This window comes from Laceyella sacchari (assembly GCF_004343255.1).
GTDB classification, from domain to species: domain Bacteria; phylum Bacillota; class Bacilli; order Thermoactinomycetales; family Thermoactinomycetaceae; genus Laceyella; species Laceyella sacchari.
This window is the reverse complement of record NZ_SMDD01000003.1, coordinates 609,228-626,249: the sequence shown is the minus strand read 5'-3', so window position 1 is coordinate 626,249 and position 17,022 is coordinate 609,228. Positions and strand designations below refer to the sequence as shown.

Below are 17,022 nucleotides of genomic sequence, written 5' to 3'. Positions count from 1 at the left end.
AAGAGGGAATACAAAATCACCTCTTGCTTTGCAGAAAAACGAAAAGGAGCCCGATCATGGGCTCCTTTGTTATATGAAGGGGAACAGTTATTTGGCGACGGAATTGTGAATAAATCCAGTGCGTCCGTCTTTTAACTTCACAATAAACCATTCGCCGTTTGTGCCTGTGCGTTCCAGTTTGGTGCCTTTGGCCACTCGCATGATAATGGTTGCTTTTTGTGAAGGGGCGTTGCGAATGTTGGCCAAGTTCACCGTTACGGTCACCATTTGCTTTTGCACCGGTGCTGTTGCGGAGATTTTGGAGACCGATTTATGGACATACGCTGTGTAGCCTGTTGTCAGTTGAACCCGGAACCAATCTTTGTTCTCACCGGTCAGCGCGATTTTGGTTCCTTGTTTCACTTTTTGCACGATCGGTGCACTCAGTGAAGGGTTGGAACGAATGTTGACCACGTTTTCAGTGGTGACCACGGTTCCGCTTTTGGAGACAAACGAGGAAGTTGGTGTGTCGCTTGGTTGACCGGAAACTTTGGTGACGGTCGAGTTGTGGATGAAACCAATCTTCCCGTTTTCCAGTTTTACTTGGTACCAATCTTTGACGAAGCCGGTCAATTCCAAGACGATACCTGTTTTCTCCTGTTGGATGATAAAGGCACCAATCGATGGACCGGTACGTACATTGGCCAAATTGACGGTGACTTTCACTTTCCCTTCAGTTGGTTGTACAGCGAACGAGGGGTCGCCTGACCATTTGCCGTTGGAAGCGCCTTTGTGAATCCATACCGGCGTTCCTTCAGGGATGGTATTGTACAATTCAATCAAGTCTTCTTTTTTCATGCGCACACAACCACTGGAAGCGTGCGTGCCGATAGACTCAGGCTTGTTGGTGCCGTGAATGCCGTAAGTGCGGCCATTGTCGCCGTTGACGCTCAGACCCATCCATTTTTCCCCGAGGGGATTGTTTGGGTCGCCGCCAGGAATGTTTTTCCAACCCGGCTTGTTGATCTTCACGACCATGGTGAATGTGCCTTCAGGTGTGAGTTCTTCCGTCCGCCCGGTAGCGACCGGATAGGTTTTTTTCAATTCACCGTCTTTATACAAATGCAACTTATTGTTGGTTTTGTCGATCTCTACTTGGTAATTGGGTGCGGCCCCAGACGTCGTGTAGTAGAACCCGAACACGACGGCGATGGCAACAAGTGTGGGGACGAACCATTTCAGATGTCTACCCGTAACTCTTCCCACCTGCGGGCCAGATGACGAGCAGGTGGGTTTCACCTCTCTTTGTTTATGTTTTTCAATGTATTTGTGATTTGCTCTCTTCTCTAAATGCGAACAGACGGCTTCCCCTTCATGTGTTCATGAGGACAAGCCATTTGCAGGCGTGTCTTTTTTACTATACAAGGAAAAGGAAGCGAACGGGGGAGTATATTTTAGCTAAAATATGAATTATTGATTAACAAAATATGGCGCCCGTAAGCGCCATGAAAGACCGTCGCGGATATGCACTTTCAGGAAACACAAGAACGATGGATGTATGCCGTGCTTCCGCTTTTCAGCCGGATTTGTACCCACTCTCCCGACATGCCCGTCTTGGTCAGTGTCGTGCCCTTGGCCACGCGTTGCAGTACCTTGCCGGTAGTAGAAGGCGTGGCGCGGATATTGGCGAGATTGACACTCACTTTTACGGTGGAAGTGGAGGCTGTGCTTCGGGTGGCCACCGTGTAGTGCAGATATGCGGTGTTGCCATTAGCCAATTTGATGCGGAACCATTCCTTGCTAGCTCCAGTCAAAGTAAATTTGGTACCTTTTTTCGCTTTGGTGACAATGGAAGCGGACAGGCTTGGAGCGGAACGGACATTGGCGACCGAAGCCGTCACCGTCACTTGCCCGGTAGCCGGTTGGATGCCGGATGTCGGGGATTGGTCGCTCCCCTTGGCCTCATACTTTACATAGGGACTGTACACAAATGCGAGGCGCCCATTGGGCAATTTCACTTGATACCAATCGCCGGAAATGCCGGTGACCGTCAAGCGGGTGCCTTTTGCCAGGGTTTGAATGACGAAGGAACCGGTTGATGGGCCTGTACGGGCGTTGACATTGCTACCCGTGATCGTGGCTGTCCCTGATTTGGGTTTGAGTCCGACGCGGCTGTCCCCACGCCATTGGTTGTTGCTGGTTCCGGAGTGAATCCAAACCGGAGTTCCTTCATAAATGGTGTTATACAATTCAATCACGTCTTTGTTGTGCATCCGGACGCAACCGCTGGAGGCATGTTTGCCAATGGATTGAGGATTGTTTGTCCCGTGAATGCCATAGGTGCGGCCGTTGTCGCCGCGGACGCTGATGCCATTCCAACGCTCCCCGAGCGGATTGTCGGGATGGCCGCCAGGAATGTTTTTCCAGCCTGGCTTGTTGATTTTGACTACTATGGGCCAAGTGCCTTCAGGTGTGAGTTGGCTGGTTCGCCCAGTTGCCACGGGGTACACCTTGCTCACTTTGTCATTTTTGTATAAGTAGAGTTTGTTCGTTTTTTTGTTAATTTCGATTTTGTAGTCAGTTGAAGCCGCGAAGCTGTGTTGTGGAATGATCAATGTGGCCATTAAGGCGATGATGGCAATCAAGCCCATGTTCAAAAGTATCTTTCTATGGAACAATATGTCCCCCTCCCTTTAAGTAAAAAGCCTTTGGCGACGGGCAAAATTTGACAAATGCCTCTATTTCGATCATACTTCATGTCAAATTCCCTGTGAAGACTATATAATCAAAAATATTTAAAAATAATCGTAAGATCATTAACTTGCCTTCTACCTGCCAGATTGGGATGCCTGCATTGTGCCGGTGGGTAGGGGATTGATGGCGAGTGACATCATTTTAATAAAGAATTAATGCGATAAAGGCTAGAAGTCGGCGGCGGGTTAATGGTAACATCAATCTCATAACAAACGGCAAGGCAAAAGCGAATGCCATCACTTTGGGGGAGGGTTTTGCGGTGTATAAGACGGTTTTGTTTGATGTGGATGGTGTGTTTTTGAGTGAAGAGCGGTGTTTTGATGCTTCGGCTCTGTCAGTGTGGGAATTGTTGCATGCCCCCCACTTCCTTGCGTTGCCGCAAGCGGAGCATGATGTTCAACCGGAAGAATCCGCCATTCGGCTGATCCGGGACCGGGTGTTCGACCGCAATCGGGTTTTGGATTGGATGAAGACGCGGGGGCTTAATTCCAATTGGGACATGGTATATCTCGCTTTTGCGGGCCAACTGCTTTTGTTGTTGAAACATCTGTATCCAACGCATCCGACGGAAGTGAAGGCGTTTGTCAGCCAGCCGATCACGGAGGAAGCGCTTGCCGGAATCCAGCAGTGGGCAGGAAAAGATAAGAATGGATTCGCACCAGAGTTCACCCGGTTCCCGGATCTTTTTGCAGGGCAAGAGCAGTTGGACAAGATGGCTTTGCTCACCTATTTCAACACGTTAGCCTCTGATTGGTTTGACGTAGAAGTGAAGCAGTTTTCACGAAACAGCGCCTTGTGGGAATGCTGTTACTCCGTTTATCAGGAGTGGTATCTGGGGGATGAATTGTACCGAAAAAGCGAAGGTGTCGATGTGCGCATGCCCGGAAAAGTAGGCTTTTTGCAACAGGAAATTCCCATTGTCGCCCCTGAACGGATGGGGGAGATGCTCAAGCTGCTCAAAGAGAAAGGGATTACCGTGGGCATCGGAACCGGGCGCACCTTTGAAGAAACGGCAGTGCCGCTAAAACAGCTGGGGCTATTCGGATTGTTCGATAAGTCGCACATCGCCACGGCATCAGACGTGATCGCTGCAGAGGAAGCCTATCCTGAAAAGGCGCCGCTCGGCAAACCCGAACCATATACGTATATTAAGGCTCTCTTGGGGGCGTCGTCCTCCATAGAAGCGTGTCTCGATTGCGCTTTGCCGCTGGCAGAGGGTGCTGAGATCTTGATCGTGGGGGATTCCGTCGCCGACTTTTTGGCAGCCAGAAAAATGGGTTGCGCTTTTGCGGCCACTTTGACAGGTTTGACTGGGAAGGCGGCGCGGGCTAAGTTTGAGCAGCTGAGGGCGGATTACATTCTGGACGATGTGACTGAATTGATGAAGGTGTTCACTTAAGAAAAATAAGTTTTTGGGTGAGTTCGTTGACTAACATCACCGATTTTTTGCATAATAAAAATTGAGACGCAATCATGATAGCAGCTCTTCTCCCCATCTTGGGGAATAGGAGTGTGGACATATTACATAGGAGGGTTCTGGAATGGCGAAATTCGAATTGCCCGCATTGCCTTACGCTTTTGATGCTTTGGAGCCGCATATTGACGCGCAAACCATGGAAATTCACCATGACCGCCATCATGCCACATATGTGAACAACTTGAACGCCGCTCTGGAAGGAGTGGAAGTGAGCGCTACTTCCGTAGAAGCGTTGATTGCCAACCTGGATGCACTGCCAGAGAACGTGCGCACCGCTGTTCGTAACAATGGTGGTGGCCACGCTAACCACAGCCTGTTCTGGGAAATCTTGAGCCCAAATGGCGGCGGTGAACCAACTGGCGAAGTGGCTCAAGCGATCAAAGATACATTTGGCGATTTCGACAGCTTCAAGAAACAATTCACCGATGCGGCGACCAAGCGCTTCGGTAGCGGTTGGGCTTGGTTGGTTGTGAAAGACGGCAAGTTGGCTGTGACCAGCACCCCTAACCAAGACAGCCCGCTGATGGAAGGGGCTACACCAATCTTAGGCCTGGACGTATGGGAGCACGCTTACTACCTCAAATACCAAAACAAGCGCCCGGCTTACATCGAGGCTTTCTGGAATGTGGTCAACTGGGAAGAAGTAAACAAACGTTATCTCGCCGCGCGCGGATAATCGGGAAGCGCAACCCGTTATGGGTTGCGCTTTTTTTGCTCTGGCGGGGCATGCCGGGGCGGAGTGTGCGCTTTTGCGCCCTGTAAACAAAAAGTGTAGAATAAAAAAAGTTCACCCCTTATATTTGCTGAAGTGTTGTCGCAGACTATCCAACAAGGAGGGGATGTGATGGCGCGCAAAAGAAAAAACCGGTTGCTCCATCCCGCAGCCAGACAGGGAATGGATATGCTTAAGAAGAATGTGATGGGCAAGGCGTTGGGCAAGCATATCGCAAGCCCAGATGACGTAAGTATGGAAGTAGCCAAGCAATTAGGCATTCCGTTTCAGGAGCGTGGGAACGGAGAGCTGAAGGCTGAAGACGCCGGCAAGATCGGCGGAGTCATCGGAGGAAGCATGGTGAAAGAACTGGTGCGCATGGCTGAGGCCTCGTTGGCTCACAACCGAAAATGAGGGCAAATCGGTATGAACGGTTAGTTAAGATTAGTATAGAAATCAACAGATTCATATATATGCGCTAAATGAGCGCGCTATAATGGGGAAGACGGGTTAAGGAGGGGAGTGCCATCGAACGCATACTCTTGCTTACAATGGGATTTGGGACAGGCCACAACTCCGCCGCCAAAGCGTTGGCGTGCGAGTTTAATAAACAACCGAACGTCACCGCGGAAGTCGTTGATCTGCTGCAACTCATTCCAAACAGTTTTCATCCCCTGTTGCAGTCCGGATACCACGGCATGCTAAGTAAGTTTCCGACCTTATACTATTATTTATATGATTGGACTCACCATAACAAAGTCATTCGGTACGTTTCTAGTGAAGTGATTGAAAAGATGGGCTGGTCCATTCGCAAAAGGTTGAATCAGCTGATTCGCGTGACGGAGCCAACCAAAATTGTGACCACCCATCCTTTCGGATTGCTCATGTGTCCGGACATCTACGAAGAGATCCCGACGGTTGGGGTGGTGACGGATTATGAGTTGCATCCCATTTGGCTCGCTCGCGTGCCCCATGTGTTGTGCGTGCCCAAAAAATTGCCTAATTGGCATCAGTTTGAGCGGATACAGTGGCAAACCGGGTTGTCATTGATTGAGACCGGCATTCCGGTCAATCCCACATTTTATGAGCATGTATCCAAGCAAGAGGCGTGCCGCCGGTTGGGGTTGTCCCCCGTGCGCCCGGTGGTGCTCGTCATGGGCGGAGGCACTGGCCTGGGACCGTTGGAACAAGTTGTGGGCGAATTGCAAGAGTTGGACCATTTGCAGTTGGTGGTGCTGACAGGGAAGAATCGGGGGTTGTTTGAGCGGCTGACTCAACAGTTTGTTGCACCGCACATACGGATTGAGGGGTATCGCACCGATGTACCCTTATGGATGTCCGCCGCCGACCTTTTGATCACCAAGCCGGGTGGGGTGACCATCACCGAGGCTATTGCTAAACAGTTGCCGATGCTGTTGTTTGAAGCTTTCCCGGGTCAGGAAGAAGCTAATCAGCAATATCTCTTGCATCATCGCGTCGCCATGATTACGCGTCCGTCAACCATTCGCCTGCAAGTCTCCAAACTGCTCGATTCACCGTTGCAATTGGGGCGGATGCGCGAACGGTTTGAGGTACTGATGTCATCAGACGCGTGTCAGAGAATCGTCAAAGAGACATGCAATGCCAAAGCTCCCATTTTACAGACTTTGTAATGAAGTCTGTTTTTTTATGCGCCGTAGGATGAATCATTTCGCCGCTTGCTAAACGATTCAAAGTTGGAATATTGTAAAAAGGAGGGGAGGGAAAGTGGATGAAGTTGGTTACTTATATGGTTAAAGTGGATGAACTCAATATTCAATCACAAGATGGGATGCTGGCCCGTTTGGGCTGGGTGCGGGACGGGCATGTGATCGATGTCGGGCTGGCACAGCAGTGCATGGAGTTGGAGCAAAACCTCGTCTTTCCTTACCGTCTCGCCACCGACATGCTTACGTATTTGCAACGGGGTGAACAGGAACGCGACTTTCTGCAACAACTGGATCAAGCATTGGGGCAGAGAGATTGGTTGCGCTTGCAAGTGGAAGGGGAACCGGTGGCATTGGCTCTGGCCGAAGTGGATTTATTTGCGCCGATTGCGACACCGAGTAGCCTGCGCGATTTCTACGCCTTTGAAGAACATGTGCGGACATGCCGCCAAAAGCGGGGATTGGACATGGTACCGCAGTGGTATGAAATCCCCGTTTTTTATTTTTCCAACCATCAAGCAGTGATTGGCCCAGAAGCGCCTGTGAAAAAACCGGCGTACACCAATCAGCTGGACTATGAATTGGAGATTGCCTGTGTCATCGGCAAAAGGGGTAAGAACATCAAGCGCGAAGAGGCTCTTGCCCATATCGCAGGCTTCATGATTATGAATGATTGGAGTGCTCGCGACGCCCAACTGCAAGAGGTGGCGGTCGGGCTTGGGCCGGCGAAAGGGAAAGACTTCGCTACTTCGCTTGGCCCCTGGTTGGTGACGACAGATGAATTGGAAGATTGTCGCGATGGAGAGCACTGGTCGCTTACGATGCGCGCGCGTGTTAATGGCCGTGAGCTATCCAAAGGGAATACCAAAGAGTTGCATTGGACCTTCGCGCAAATGATTGAACGGGCGTCTGCTGAGTGTGAATTGGTACCAGGAGACGTGATCGGATCAGGCACGGTGGGCACAGGTTGCTTGTTGGAGTTGGGTGAGGAAGTCCACCCTTATCTCCAACCAGGAGATGTGGTAGAATTGGAGATCGACCGCTTGGGATTGTTGCGCAACACGATTGTGGAATGACATTTTCTTTTTAATAATTGACAAGTATCCTCGGTTAGCCCATAATAAATTAAAATATTGGAAAAACGATATCGGTTGTACGACTTTCTTATCCAGAGTGGCGGAGGGACTGGCCCGATGAAGCCCGGCAACCTCGGTATATCCTTACCGGAAGGTGCCAAATCCTGCAGTGCCCATGTTGCACTGAGAGATAAGAAGAATGGTTTCGTCGTGTGCAAAAACCCTCTTCTTATCTAGAAGAGGGTTTTTTCTATATTCAAACACAATCATTTGGAGGGATTGGGATGGAACAGGTGCGAGTGGCACTGTTGGGCTTGGGTACGGTAGGCACCGGCGTGTGGAAGATGATTCAAAGCAACCAAGACGTGATCGCCCGGCGCACGGGCATGTGGGTAACGGTGGAGGCCATCTTGGTGCGCGATATCAACAAAGAACGCCAAGTGGAAGGAACGCAATCGTTGTTGACCAACTGTTTTGACGAAGTGCTGGCCCGCGAGGTAGATGTAGTTATCGAAGTGATGGGAGGCGTCGAACCGACCCGTGATTATTTGCGGCGGGCAATGGAAAACGGTTGTCACGTTGTGTCCGCCAACAAGGAGTTGTTGGCCCGCCATGGGGAAGAATTGCGCGCATGGGCAAAGCAGTTTGGTGTGAAGTTGGCTTATGAAGCCAGTGTGGGCGGTGGAATTCCGATTATCGGCACGGTTTCCCATTTCCTGAAGGCCAATCGCATATGCAAAGTTTCTGGCATATTAAATGGTACAACCAACTTCATTCTAACCAAAATGAAGGACGAAGGTCGTACGTATGAGGACATATTGATAGAAGCGCAGCAAAAGGGATATGCTGAAGCGGACCCGACGGCAGATGTTGAGGGAATCGATGCTGCTCATAAACTGTCGATTCTCTCGCGCCTCGCTTTTGATGTGCATGTGCCTGTCGATCAGATTCAGCGGGTGGGCATCACACAGATCTCCCCGATCGAATTGGAGTTGGCCGATCAGCTTGGCTTTGCGGTTAAATTGCTTGCTTCCGCTGAACAATACGGTGAAAACGGCCCAGTGTCCTGCTCGGTATCCCCTACCTTGTTGCCGTTGTCCCATCCCTTGTCCAATGTGAACGATGTGTACAATGCTGTGCATGTAGAGGGAGACTTTGTTCAGGACCTTACGCTGATCGGCCAGGGGGCGGGTGAGAAGCCGACTGCCAGCGCTGTGGTGGAGGATTTGTGCAACTTGTGGCGGTTGACGGGACAGACCGCCGGCAAAGCGGCTCCCCGCGCATTGTTATTGGAGAGTGCGGATGGAGATGGTTCACGCTTTCATCTCTTGTCTTATCCGTCCGTGCAAGCATCGGCTGCCCAAGTGGTCGGGCACCTGGAGCGGGCAGGTCTACCGGTACAGGCATGGAAGGCGACGCAAGAGGGAGAAACAACGTGGTTAGCGTTGATCGCCAACGGATGGAAGCAAGGGCAAGCGGATTGTTTGTTGCGTGAGCGGAGCTTGGCAGTGACTTGGCATGCAAACCGTCCCGTTGTGGGCGGAGGGGTTCCATGGAGCTCCAAGGCAGTGCCGTTGGCTAAAGCGGCGGGCGGCCAGTGAACAGGCAGAAGGCTCCTGCTGTTTAAAGCTTTTGGTTTTTTCTTTATTCCGGCGGCCACCAATGGCCGTCTTTTTTTGGAATCACCTGCCCGTCAGACCTGCGTTTTCAAATTGTTTCGGGTACAATAGGATAAGCGCATTTATTAAGGAAAGGAAAACGGCAGATGAACAAGTCAACCAAGCAAGCAAAACAGATTCGCTTGAAGCGGGGAGAGGTGATCCAGCTTCCCATCCGCCGCATCGGCATCAATGGCGAGGGTATAGGCCACTACCAAAAGCAAGTCGTTTTTGTGGAAGGCGCTGTACCGGGTGAAATCGTGGTTGCCCGTGTGGTACAAGTGGAACCCAAATTTGCCAAAGCCCAATTGCTGAAAGTGAAGAAAAAATCAGCTTATCGGGTGGAACCGCCGTGTCCGGTGTATCGGGAGTGCGGTGGGTGCCAATTGCAGCACATTGACCGCCGGATGCAGAAGCGCTTGAAGCGGGAGTTGGTTGCCGAGAGTTTCGCCAGGTACGCTGGTTTGCGAGATGTGCCGATCGGCGAGACTGTCACCATGGATGAACCGTGGTCGTATCGCAACAAGGCGCAATTTCCTTTACGGCGCGTGGGCGGTCAAGTCTCTATGGGCATGTTTTCCGCCGCTTCTCACCAATTGGTTGATGCGAGTGCATGCATGGTGCAACACCCTAAGCTGAACGAAGCCCTTTATAAAGCCAAGCGACTGGTGGAGGAGTTGGGGGTGGATATCTATGATGAGCGGAAACATCGCGGCACACTCAGGCATTTGGTGGGGCGGATTGCTTTCGCCACGGAAGAAATCCAGTTGGTGTTGGTCACCCGGACAAAATCATTTCCCGAAGAAGAAGCTTTTGTGCGTGAAGTGACCCGAAGGCTACCTCAAGTGAAAAGCGTAGTGCTGAACTACAATCCAGATAAAACTTCGCTTGTATTTGGAGAAGAGTCCCGGCTGTTGTGGGGGAATGAGAAGCTGATTGAGCGATTGGGAGAGTTGACGTTTGCGTTATCTGCCCGGGCCTTCTTTCAGCTCAATCCCGTCCAGACCGTCCGGCTGTATGACGCGGTCAAACGAGCAGCTCGCCTGACAGGGACAGAAACTGTGATTGACGCCTATTGCGGAGCAGGAACCATCGGCTTGTGGTTGGCGTCTGGAGCGAAGCGTGTCATCGGCATGGATACAGTACCTGAAGCTGTTGCCGATGCCAAGGAGAACGCCAAGTTGAATGGTATCGCCCATGCCGAATATTACGTGGGTGCGGCAGAAACGCTTTTGCCCAAGTGGATCAAAGAAGGGTTGCAGCCAGATGTTATCGTGGTAGATCCGCCGCGGACCGGATTGGGACAGCCTCTGTTGCAGGCTCTGATGCGGACAAAGGTGCCGCGCTTGGTATATGTTTCTTGCAATCCAGCGACGTTGGCCAAAGATTGTGCGCAGTTGTTGAAGAGCGGGTATCGGGTTGCAGGGATTGAACCGTTTGATATGTTTCCGCAGACAGCGCATGTGGAAGCCGTGTGTGAATTGGTGCAGACATAAATGAATAGCAAAACAGAAAGAGCGGGTGGGAGAAGATGAACCGTAGCGTGGATTGGAAGAAGGGGATGCGCGCTGGCCTTAAAACATCGTGGGAGTTGAGCAAAATCGTTCTTCCCATTGCATTTGTCATTCAGGTGGCTAAGCAGACGCCCGTGTTGGAATGGGTGACGGAACGCATTGCTCCCTTTATGTCTGTGTTTGGATTGGGTGGGGAAGCGGCGATTCCGCTGGTGTTGGGCAATGTGTTAAATCTTTATGCCGCATTAGGGGCTATGCAGGCGGTTGACTTGACGGTGAAGCAAGCGTTTATCTTGGCGGTCATGCTTAGCTTCTCACACAACATGTTTATCGAATCGGCGGTTTGTCGCCGGGTGGGTGTGGCGACATGGGCCGTGATCACTGTGCGGATGGGACTGGCAGTGGTCTCGGCCTTGATCATCAACTGGACGTGGGCCGGTGGCGGAGAACCGATCACACAAGGAGTGTTGGCGCCAGTTGAGCATGCCCGTGCCGACGGCTGGGTGGATATCTTGCTGACGGCCCTCTACGCATCGGCCGAAGGTGTATTGCAACTGGTGGTGATTGTGCTGCCGTTGATGGTCGTTTTGCAGGCCCTCAAGGATGTCGGTTTTCTGGATCGGGTGGCGCAGTGGATTATGCCGCTGCTCAAACCTTTGTCGATTTCCGGGCATGGAGCGATTGCGATGGCCACGGGGTTGTTTGCTGGCTTGTTTCTGGGGGCGGGTCTTATCATTCAAGAGGCGGAAGAGCGCAATTTTTCCAAGCGTGATATGACATTGATTATGATTTTTTTGGCCGCTTGTCATGCGGTCGTTGAGGATACCTTGATTTTTGTCCCACTTGGAATTCCGGTCATTTACCTGTTGTTGATCCGATTGCTGGCTGCGATCGCCGTCACACTGGTTGTCGCACGCCTTTTAGTGAATTCCGGAGAAGAGCCCTTAGGGCAGCGGATGCAAAGACAGGTGCATTGAAATTGATGATTGGGTATTTTTCTACATTTTATAAATGTTTAGCAGGGTTAATCTATATAAAAGTCGAATAAAATCATTTAATATTCTAGTGGTTTGGTGCAATGACATGAAAGGGATGAACATGACATGGAACTCGTTTTTCGCACGATTAAACCTGCTGATGCACCTGTGTTAAAGGAATTCTTGGAGTTGGCGATGGAGTTTTATGGAAACGAACGTGAACAAATGATGGATCATTATCTCGCAGATTGGGGAAAACGGGTGGATATCGGCTTTATCGTTTTATTAAAGAAAGAAAAAAAGCCGATTGGTGCAGTATGGTTCCGCCAATTCACACAAGACCGCCCGGGGCTCGCTTTTCTTGATGAGAAGACGCCAGAGCTGATTGCCGCTGTTTCGCCAGAGTATCGCAATCAAGGGATTGGGCGCTACCTGATTACCCGGTTGGTTAATCAAGCCCGCATGGAGGGCTTTCAGGCACTTTCGGTTGCCGTGCATAAGGATAACCCGGTGCTCGGCTTATACGAGCGGCTCAGCTTTCAAGTTGAGCGCGAAGATGGGTCTCTCAAGGTGTTGCGGTTGACGCTTTAGCCTTGAAACTCCTGGGCGCATTGTTTTTTACCGTTTTTGCTTCGGTAAGGTTTGCCTTTTGCCCGATCGTCTTGCAGTTCGTTGACCGAGTGCGTTTGGGAGGGTTATAATAAATGACAAATTGAAGGAAAGGAACGGTATGCGAACAATGGACAATGTATCTCGCTAATCGAAACCAATCATTGAGGAATCAATTACTCAGTGTTTTCGGAGCGGGATTCGTCTGTCCATTTTTCGTTATTGCACGAGCATCACTGGCGCGTTGCTTGGCTGGTTTATACCTGTCAAGTGATGGGCTTTTCGTGTATGCCGTTAAACGGATATGGCATGAATCCTCTCTGAGAACGAAGGGAGGATTTTTTTTGTTTTTGCTAGAAGCGGCAAATGTGAATAAGTGGTTGGGTGAGCGGTTGTTATTCTCATTGGATGAATTGAAGGTACAAGCCGGTGAAAAAATCGGCATCGTCGGTTTGAACGGCGCTGGCAAAACGACGCTTTTGCGCACATTGGCCGGGGAAGAGCCCGCCGACGAAGGACGGATTGTGCGGCACGGTTCGGTGGCCTGGATCAAACAACTGGTCAGCGACAGCGAAATGCCGCTGAGCGGGGGTGAACAGGTGCGCGAGCAGATTAAACGGGCCTTTTCAAAGCAAGCCTCGCTTTTGTTAGCGGATGAGCCGACTTCTCACCTCGATTTGGCCGGGGTCAAGTGGCTGGAGAAAGAGTTGCGGTCGACAGACCGTGCCGTCCTGCTGATCTCACATGACCGGGCGCTGTTGGATGCGGTTTGCGGTAAGATTCTGGAGATTGAACAGGGAGTGTGCACACTGTATCCGGGCAACTACTCCTTTTACCGCGAAGAAAAGGAACAGCGTCGCGCCTTTGCCCAAGCGGAGTATAATCAGTACGTGGCCGAGAAAAAACGGTTGCAAGCGGCGATTCGTGAAGTGAAAGAACGGTCGCGGAGGATGATGAAGCCGCCGAAGGGGATGAGCGTGTCCGAAGCACGTATGGGAAAAGATTATCGAGGGACGAAGCAGGGAAAAGTGGCGGGACGCGCGAAAGCGCTCGAATCGCGGTTGGCCCGCTTGGAAGAGAAAGAAAAGCCGCGCGAGTTGCCGCATGTGCAATTTGATGCCAGCCATCACCATCCCATCGGAAGCAAGGTGGTGTTGCGACTGGAGCAAGTCGGCAAACCAGGCCTGTTTGCACCGTTACGGTGTGCGATTCCGACGGGAGCGAAGGTGGGCGTGATTGGTGCCAATGGTGCGGGCAAATCGACATTGCTTCAGTTGCTGGTTTCCCGCGCGCCTAGGGTTGCCTGGGCCTCGGCGGCGAAAATCGGTTTTTTCCAGCAACAACTCAATGTGTTGGATGAAAGAAAATCGATTTTGGAGAATGTGCGGATATCCAGCCGGTATGATGAGACCATGATCCGCACGGTACTTGCTCGGCTGTTGTTTCGCCGTGAGGAGGTGCACAAGCCGGTGAGCGTGCTCAGCGGCGGCGAGCGGGTGAAGGCGGCGCTGGCCAAAGTGTTTTTGAGCGAGTCCAATGTGTTGGTGTTGGATGAACCGACCAATTTCTTGGATCTGTTTGCGCGCGAGGAGTTGGAACGGGTGCTTAAAAGTTATCCGGGAACGTTGCTGTTCGCTTCGCATGACCGTCATTTGCTCCGGGAGGTGGCTGACCGCTTGATTATCATTGATGATCAGCGCGCCGTTTATTTCCAGGGAACGTTTGCGGAGTATGAGCGAAGCTTGACCCGAACAGTCGCCTCTCAGCCCCAACAGTCGGCTGAGTCCTTGTTGCGGGTTGAAACGGCATTGGCGGAAGTGCTGGGGCGACTCGGTTTCCCGTTACCAGAGGCGGAGCGAGCTGAGCTGGAACGGCGTTTTCAGGAGCTGGTGCGAGAACGCGATCGGTTGAAACGAGGGAAATAGAAGCGTGTGAGAGGGTTGCATCCATGGGGTAGGATGCGGCCCTTTTTTCGTTGAGGGAGTGGAGACATCGGCATGGTTTTGCCTTAAAATCAGAATATGATGCCAAAGGGAGGTGAAACGATGAATCCATCGCGTGCCGGTGTGTTTTTGTTACTCGCATTGGGAGTGGTGGCATTCTCTTTTTCCGGTATTTTCATCAAGTGGTCGTCTGCGCCTGCCAGCGTGTTGGCCACGCATCGTTTGTCGCTGACTGCGTTGCTCATGTTGCCATGGGTCTGGCGGGAGCGTGCCGGGCTGACTGGCCTGACGGGTAAGGATTGGGTTCGGCTGTCGCTGTCGGGCTTTTTTTTGAGCTTGCATTTCTTGTTCTGGATGTCATCCTTCCATTACACCTCAGTGGCTAGTGCAATGATTTTCTTGAATCTGACCCCGCTCCTGGTGGCGGCGGGAGCTTTTCTGATGTTTAAGGAGAAGTATCCGGCACGTGCGTTTTGGGGAATGGGATTGGCGCTGGTCGGCACGGGGCTGGTTGTTGGCGGTGATTTTACTTGGACCCTTACGGCGCTGTGGGGAGATGTCTTGTCGTTTTTGGGCGCGGTTGCTGTTGCCATCCATATGCTATTGGGGCAAAATTTGCGCCAGCGCATCTCTTCGACGGTTTACAGTTTTGTGGTGTTTGTGGTCGCCACCTTGGTGCTGGCCGGATATAACGTTGTTTTCGGTGTCCCGCTGTTTTCCTATCCAGCTGAAGAATGGGGCATCTTCTTCCTGTTGGCCGCCGTGCCGACCGTCTTTGGCCACTTGTTGTTCAATTGGTTGCTCAAGTTTACCAAAGCGGTTACGATTCAGATGGCCGTACTGGGTGAACCGGTAGGAACGGTTTTGTTGGCGGCGTGGCTCCTTGATGAGGCGGTCATTTGGTCGCAACTGGTGGGTGGATTGCTGTCTATCGTCGGAATTGTGTGGTTTATTCGGGCGCAGGCGCGGTCAGAAGAAGATGGCAAGGTTCAGACGGCTGCTTGAGAAGGCTTCAACCTCTGAGCGGAGCCACATGGCCTTATACGTCATCCCTGTCCGTAGCCTTTTCCATTCCGTAGATGTCGGAGAAGGGAATGGTGGTGGTTTCCCGCCCATTGGCCAGTCGAATCCAGCGCTCATGCGGATTGATTTTTTGCACAAAGCCGCACCATTCACAGGGGCGGCGCCGGCTCACATAACGGACGAGCAGAGGGAAGTCGCCATCCACCGCCTCCATCAGCAGGCGATTCATCTCGACGAGCTGGTCTTCATCCAACTGAGGGGGAATGAACGCTTCCTCGTCCTGTTTGCGTTGCAAGAGTGCCGCACGGTGTTCTGGGAGAAACATACGGCTGCCTTCCCACAGCATGTTGTGGCGATTCAAAGATTCATTCATCGGTAATGCCCTCCTATTTTTTGTGACCGTTCCAGAGCTTGCCCGGCGCGGGTTAGCGAAGCGGCTCGCAAAATGGCAGTAGGACCGAAGCGTTGGTTGATTTCATCCATGACATGGCCCAAACGGTACTGTTGCTCATTGTTCTCAAATAAGCTGAGTTGCATGGGTTGATCAGTGGACAGCTGGCTCAGGCTTACACCGATGGAACGGATCGGCTGGCCGTCCCAAAAGCGGGTGAACAATTCCCGGGCATGGCTAAATACAGTCATCGTGTGATTGGTTGCTTCCGGCATGGTGCGTTGCCGATGGAAGCCGCTGGGGAAGTTGAAATCGGCTCTGCGGCAACCGACGCTGACAGTCCACCCCACTTGCCGTTGCCGACGCGCGCGCCGGCACACTTCCTCGCACAACTCCAATAAAACGACACTGATTTCTTCCGCGGTGCGATAGTCACGGGGCAAGGTCATCTGATGCCCGATTGCTTTTTGTTTTTGAAACGTGTCAGGATGAACGGGTGATAGGTCAATGCCGTTGGCTGTCATCCACAGAACATGCCCGTTCACTCCCCACCGTTTTCGCAGGCGAGCCAGTGGGCAACGGGCGAGGTCGCCAATTGTGGCGATTCCCATGCGGCGCAAGTGGCGTCCCATCCGTTTGCCGACACCAAACATTTTTTCAACGGGCAACGGCCAGAGATGGGTTTCCAACTTGTCTTTGGTCAGTTCAAACAAGCCGCTTTCGTTCTTTTTGGCAAAGTGGTCGCAAGCCATTTTGCTGAGCACTTTGTTGGGGCCGACGCCAATTCGGGCATACAGACCGAGTTGGATGGCGATCTCTTGTTGGATTTTGCGGGCCGTTTCCATCGGGGAGCCGAATAATGTTTGGCAACCGTTGATGGAAAGGAATTGCTCATCAATCGAATACGGTTCAACCCGATCGCTAAATTGGCCCAAAATCTCTGTAATCCGCAAGGAGGTTTGCAGGTAAAGAGACATTCGCGGCCGAACCACGGTCAAGTGGGGGCAACGCTCTTCCGCTTCCCGCAAGGTGATAGCGTTTTGGATGCCATACGATTTGGCGAGCGGGCAAGCGGCGAGGATGACGCCACTTCGCCGCTCTGGGTCACCCGAGACGACCAGGGGGCGATGTTGCAACTCGGGCCGCAAGGCTTTTTCGATGCTGGCGTAGAAAGATTGCATGTCAATGAGAAGCACCGTTGATTCCATATGGGTCACTCCATTA

General features: G+C 51.9%; 15 protein-coding genes and 1 riboswitch. Of the genes, 11 read left to right on the top strand and 4 right to left on the bottom strand.

Annotated elements, in window-relative coordinates:
- Nucleotides 1–87: 87 nt before the first annotated feature.
- Both EDC32_RS13485 and EDC32_RS13480 read right to left on the bottom strand, forming a co-directional pair.
- On the bottom strand, nucleotides 88–1,245 hold the full coding sequence (locus EDC32_RS13485) for an SH3 domain-containing protein (protein WP_132222935.1): 1,158 nt from the start codon (nucleotides 1,243–1,245) through the stop codon (nucleotides 88–90).
- Nucleotides 1,246–1,511: 266 nt separating this feature from the next.
- The gene (locus EDC32_RS13480; RefSeq protein ID WP_132222933.1) at nucleotides 1,512–2,657 is read right to left on the bottom strand and encodes an SH3 domain-containing protein; all 1,146 of its coding nucleotides are present in this window, start codon (nucleotides 2,655–2,657) and stop codon (nucleotides 1,512–1,514) included.
- Nucleotides 2,658–2,992: 335 nt separating this feature from the next.
- On the opposite strand from EDC32_RS13480, the gene EDC32_RS13475 reads away from it, so the two are divergent.
- From EDC32_RS13475 to EDC32_RS13425, 11 genes are all read left to right on the top strand, one after another.
- A complete protein-coding gene (locus tag EDC32_RS13475; RefSeq protein WP_132222931.1) occupies nucleotides 2,993–4,132 on the top strand; it encodes an HAD family hydrolase in 1,140 nt (379 codons plus the stop codon).
- 142 nt (nucleotides 4,133–4,274) lie between these two features.
- Complete coding sequence (locus EDC32_RS13470; RefSeq protein WP_022736931.1) at nucleotides 4,275–4,886, top strand: superoxide dismutase; 612 nt, start codon at nucleotides 4,275–4,277, stop codon at nucleotides 4,884–4,886.
- Nucleotides 4,887–5,054: 168 nt separating this feature from the next.
- Nucleotides 5,055–5,336: an alpha/beta-type small acid-soluble spore protein gene (locus EDC32_RS13465; RefSeq protein ID WP_132222929.1), complete on the top strand. Its 282-nt coding sequence runs from the start codon at nucleotides 5,055–5,057 to the stop codon at nucleotides 5,334–5,336.
- A gap of 137 nt (nucleotides 5,337–5,473) precedes the next feature.
- The gene (locus tag EDC32_RS13460) at nucleotides 5,474–6,574 is read left to right on the top strand and encodes an MGDG synthase family glycosyltransferase (RefSeq protein WP_132222928.1); all 1,101 of its coding nucleotides are present in this window, start codon (nucleotides 5,474–5,476) and stop codon (nucleotides 6,572–6,574) included.
- Between the two features lie 98 nt (nucleotides 6,575–6,672).
- Complete coding sequence (locus EDC32_RS13455) at nucleotides 6,673–7,683, top strand: fumarylacetoacetate hydrolase family protein (protein ID WP_246026950.1); 1,011 nt, start codon at nucleotides 6,673–6,675, stop codon at nucleotides 7,681–7,683.
- Nucleotides 7,684–7,768: 85 nt separating this feature from the next.
- A riboswitch (SAM riboswitch) is annotated at nucleotides 7,769–7,880 on the top strand.
- 87 nt (nucleotides 7,881–7,967) lie between these two features.
- Nucleotides 7,968–9,284, top strand: a complete 1,317-nt coding sequence (locus EDC32_RS13450; RefSeq protein ID WP_132222926.1) for a homoserine dehydrogenase — start codon at nucleotides 7,968–7,970, stop codon at nucleotides 9,282–9,284.
- Between the two features lie 164 nt (nucleotides 9,285–9,448).
- Nucleotides 9,449–10,837 (top strand): 23S rRNA (uracil(1939)-C(5))-methyltransferase RlmD, encoded by a 1,389-nt coding sequence (rlmD, locus tag EDC32_RS13445; RefSeq protein WP_132222924.1) that lies wholly within the window; start codon nucleotides 9,449–9,451, stop codon nucleotides 10,835–10,837.
- A 35-nt stretch (nucleotides 10,838–10,872) separates the two neighbouring features.
- Nucleotides 10,873–11,832, top strand: coding sequence for a nucleoside recognition domain-containing protein (locus EDC32_RS13440; protein ID WP_132222922.1), 960 nt, complete (start codon nucleotides 10,873–10,875; stop codon nucleotides 11,830–11,832).
- A gap of 126 nt (nucleotides 11,833–11,958) precedes the next feature.
- The gene (locus tag EDC32_RS13435) at nucleotides 11,959–12,423 is read left to right on the top strand and encodes a GNAT family N-acetyltransferase (RefSeq protein ID WP_106341636.1); all 465 of its coding nucleotides are present in this window, start codon (nucleotides 11,959–11,961) and stop codon (nucleotides 12,421–12,423) included.
- Between the two features lie 362 nt (nucleotides 12,424–12,785).
- Nucleotides 12,786–14,366: a ribosomal protection-like ABC-F family protein gene (abc-f, locus tag EDC32_RS13430; protein WP_158283389.1), complete on the top strand. Its 1,581-nt coding sequence runs from the start codon at nucleotides 12,786–12,788 to the stop codon at nucleotides 14,364–14,366.
- A 120-nt stretch (nucleotides 14,367–14,486) separates the two neighbouring features.
- Nucleotides 14,487–15,389: a DMT family transporter gene (locus EDC32_RS13425; protein WP_132222918.1), complete on the top strand. Its 903-nt coding sequence runs from the start codon at nucleotides 14,487–14,489 to the stop codon at nucleotides 15,387–15,389.
- 34 nt (nucleotides 15,390–15,423) lie between these two features.
- Here the strand turns inward: EDC32_RS13425 and EDC32_RS13420 are convergent, their stop codons facing one another.
- On the bottom strand, nucleotides 15,424–15,780 hold the full coding sequence (locus EDC32_RS13420; protein ID WP_132222916.1) for a YolD-like family protein: 357 nt from the start codon (nucleotides 15,778–15,780) through the stop codon (nucleotides 15,424–15,426).
- The gene (locus tag EDC32_RS13415; protein ID WP_132222914.1) at nucleotides 15,777–17,006 is read right to left on the bottom strand and encodes a DNA polymerase IV; all 1,230 of its coding nucleotides are present in this window, start codon (nucleotides 17,004–17,006) and stop codon (nucleotides 15,777–15,779) included. The genes EDC32_RS13420 and EDC32_RS13415 overlap by 4 nt, the downstream gene beginning before the upstream one ends.
- Between the last annotated feature and the right edge of the window lie 16 nt (nucleotides 17,007–17,022).

What these genes read in the sequence shown, in the direction of transcription:
- EDC32_RS13470 (WP_022736931.1), top strand. Translation starts at nt 4,275, where the DNA reads ATGGCGAAATTCGAATTGCCCGCATTGCCTTACGCTTTTGATGCTTTG.
- EDC32_RS13465 (WP_132222929.1), top strand. Translation starts at nt 5,055, where the DNA reads ATGGCGCGCAAAAGAAAAAACCGGTTGCTCCATCCCGCAGCCAGACAG.
- EDC32_RS13460 (WP_132222928.1), top strand. Translation starts at nt 5,474, where the DNA reads ATGGGATTTGGGACAGGCCACAACTCCGCCGCCAAAGCGTTGGCGTGC.
- EDC32_RS13455 (WP_246026950.1), top strand. Translation starts at nt 6,673, where the DNA reads ATGAAGTTGGTTACTTATATGGTTAAAGTGGATGAACTCAATATTCAA.
- EDC32_RS13450 (WP_132222926.1), top strand. Translation starts at nt 7,968, where the DNA reads ATGGAACAGGTGCGAGTGGCACTGTTGGGCTTGGGTACGGTAGGCACC.
- rlmD (WP_132222924.1), top strand. Translation starts at nt 9,449, where the DNA reads ATGAACAAGTCAACCAAGCAAGCAAAACAGATTCGCTTGAAGCGGGGA.
- EDC32_RS13440 (WP_132222922.1), top strand. Translation starts at nt 10,873, where the DNA reads ATGAACCGTAGCGTGGATTGGAAGAAGGGGATGCGCGCTGGCCTTAAA.
- EDC32_RS13435 (WP_106341636.1), top strand. Translation starts at nt 11,959, where the DNA reads ATGGAACTCGTTTTTCGCACGATTAAACCTGCTGATGCACCTGTGTTA.
- EDC32_RS13425 (WP_132222918.1), top strand. Translation starts at nt 14,487, where the DNA reads ATGAATCCATCGCGTGCCGGTGTGTTTTTGTTACTCGCATTGGGAGTG.
- EDC32_RS13420 (WP_132222916.1), bottom strand. Translation starts at nt 15,780, where the DNA reads ATGAATGAATCTTTGAATCGCCACAACATGCTGTGGGAAGGCAGCCGT.
- EDC32_RS13415 (WP_132222914.1), bottom strand. Translation starts at nt 17,006, where the DNA reads ATGGAATCAACGGTGCTTCTCATTGACATGCAATCTTTCTACGCCAGC.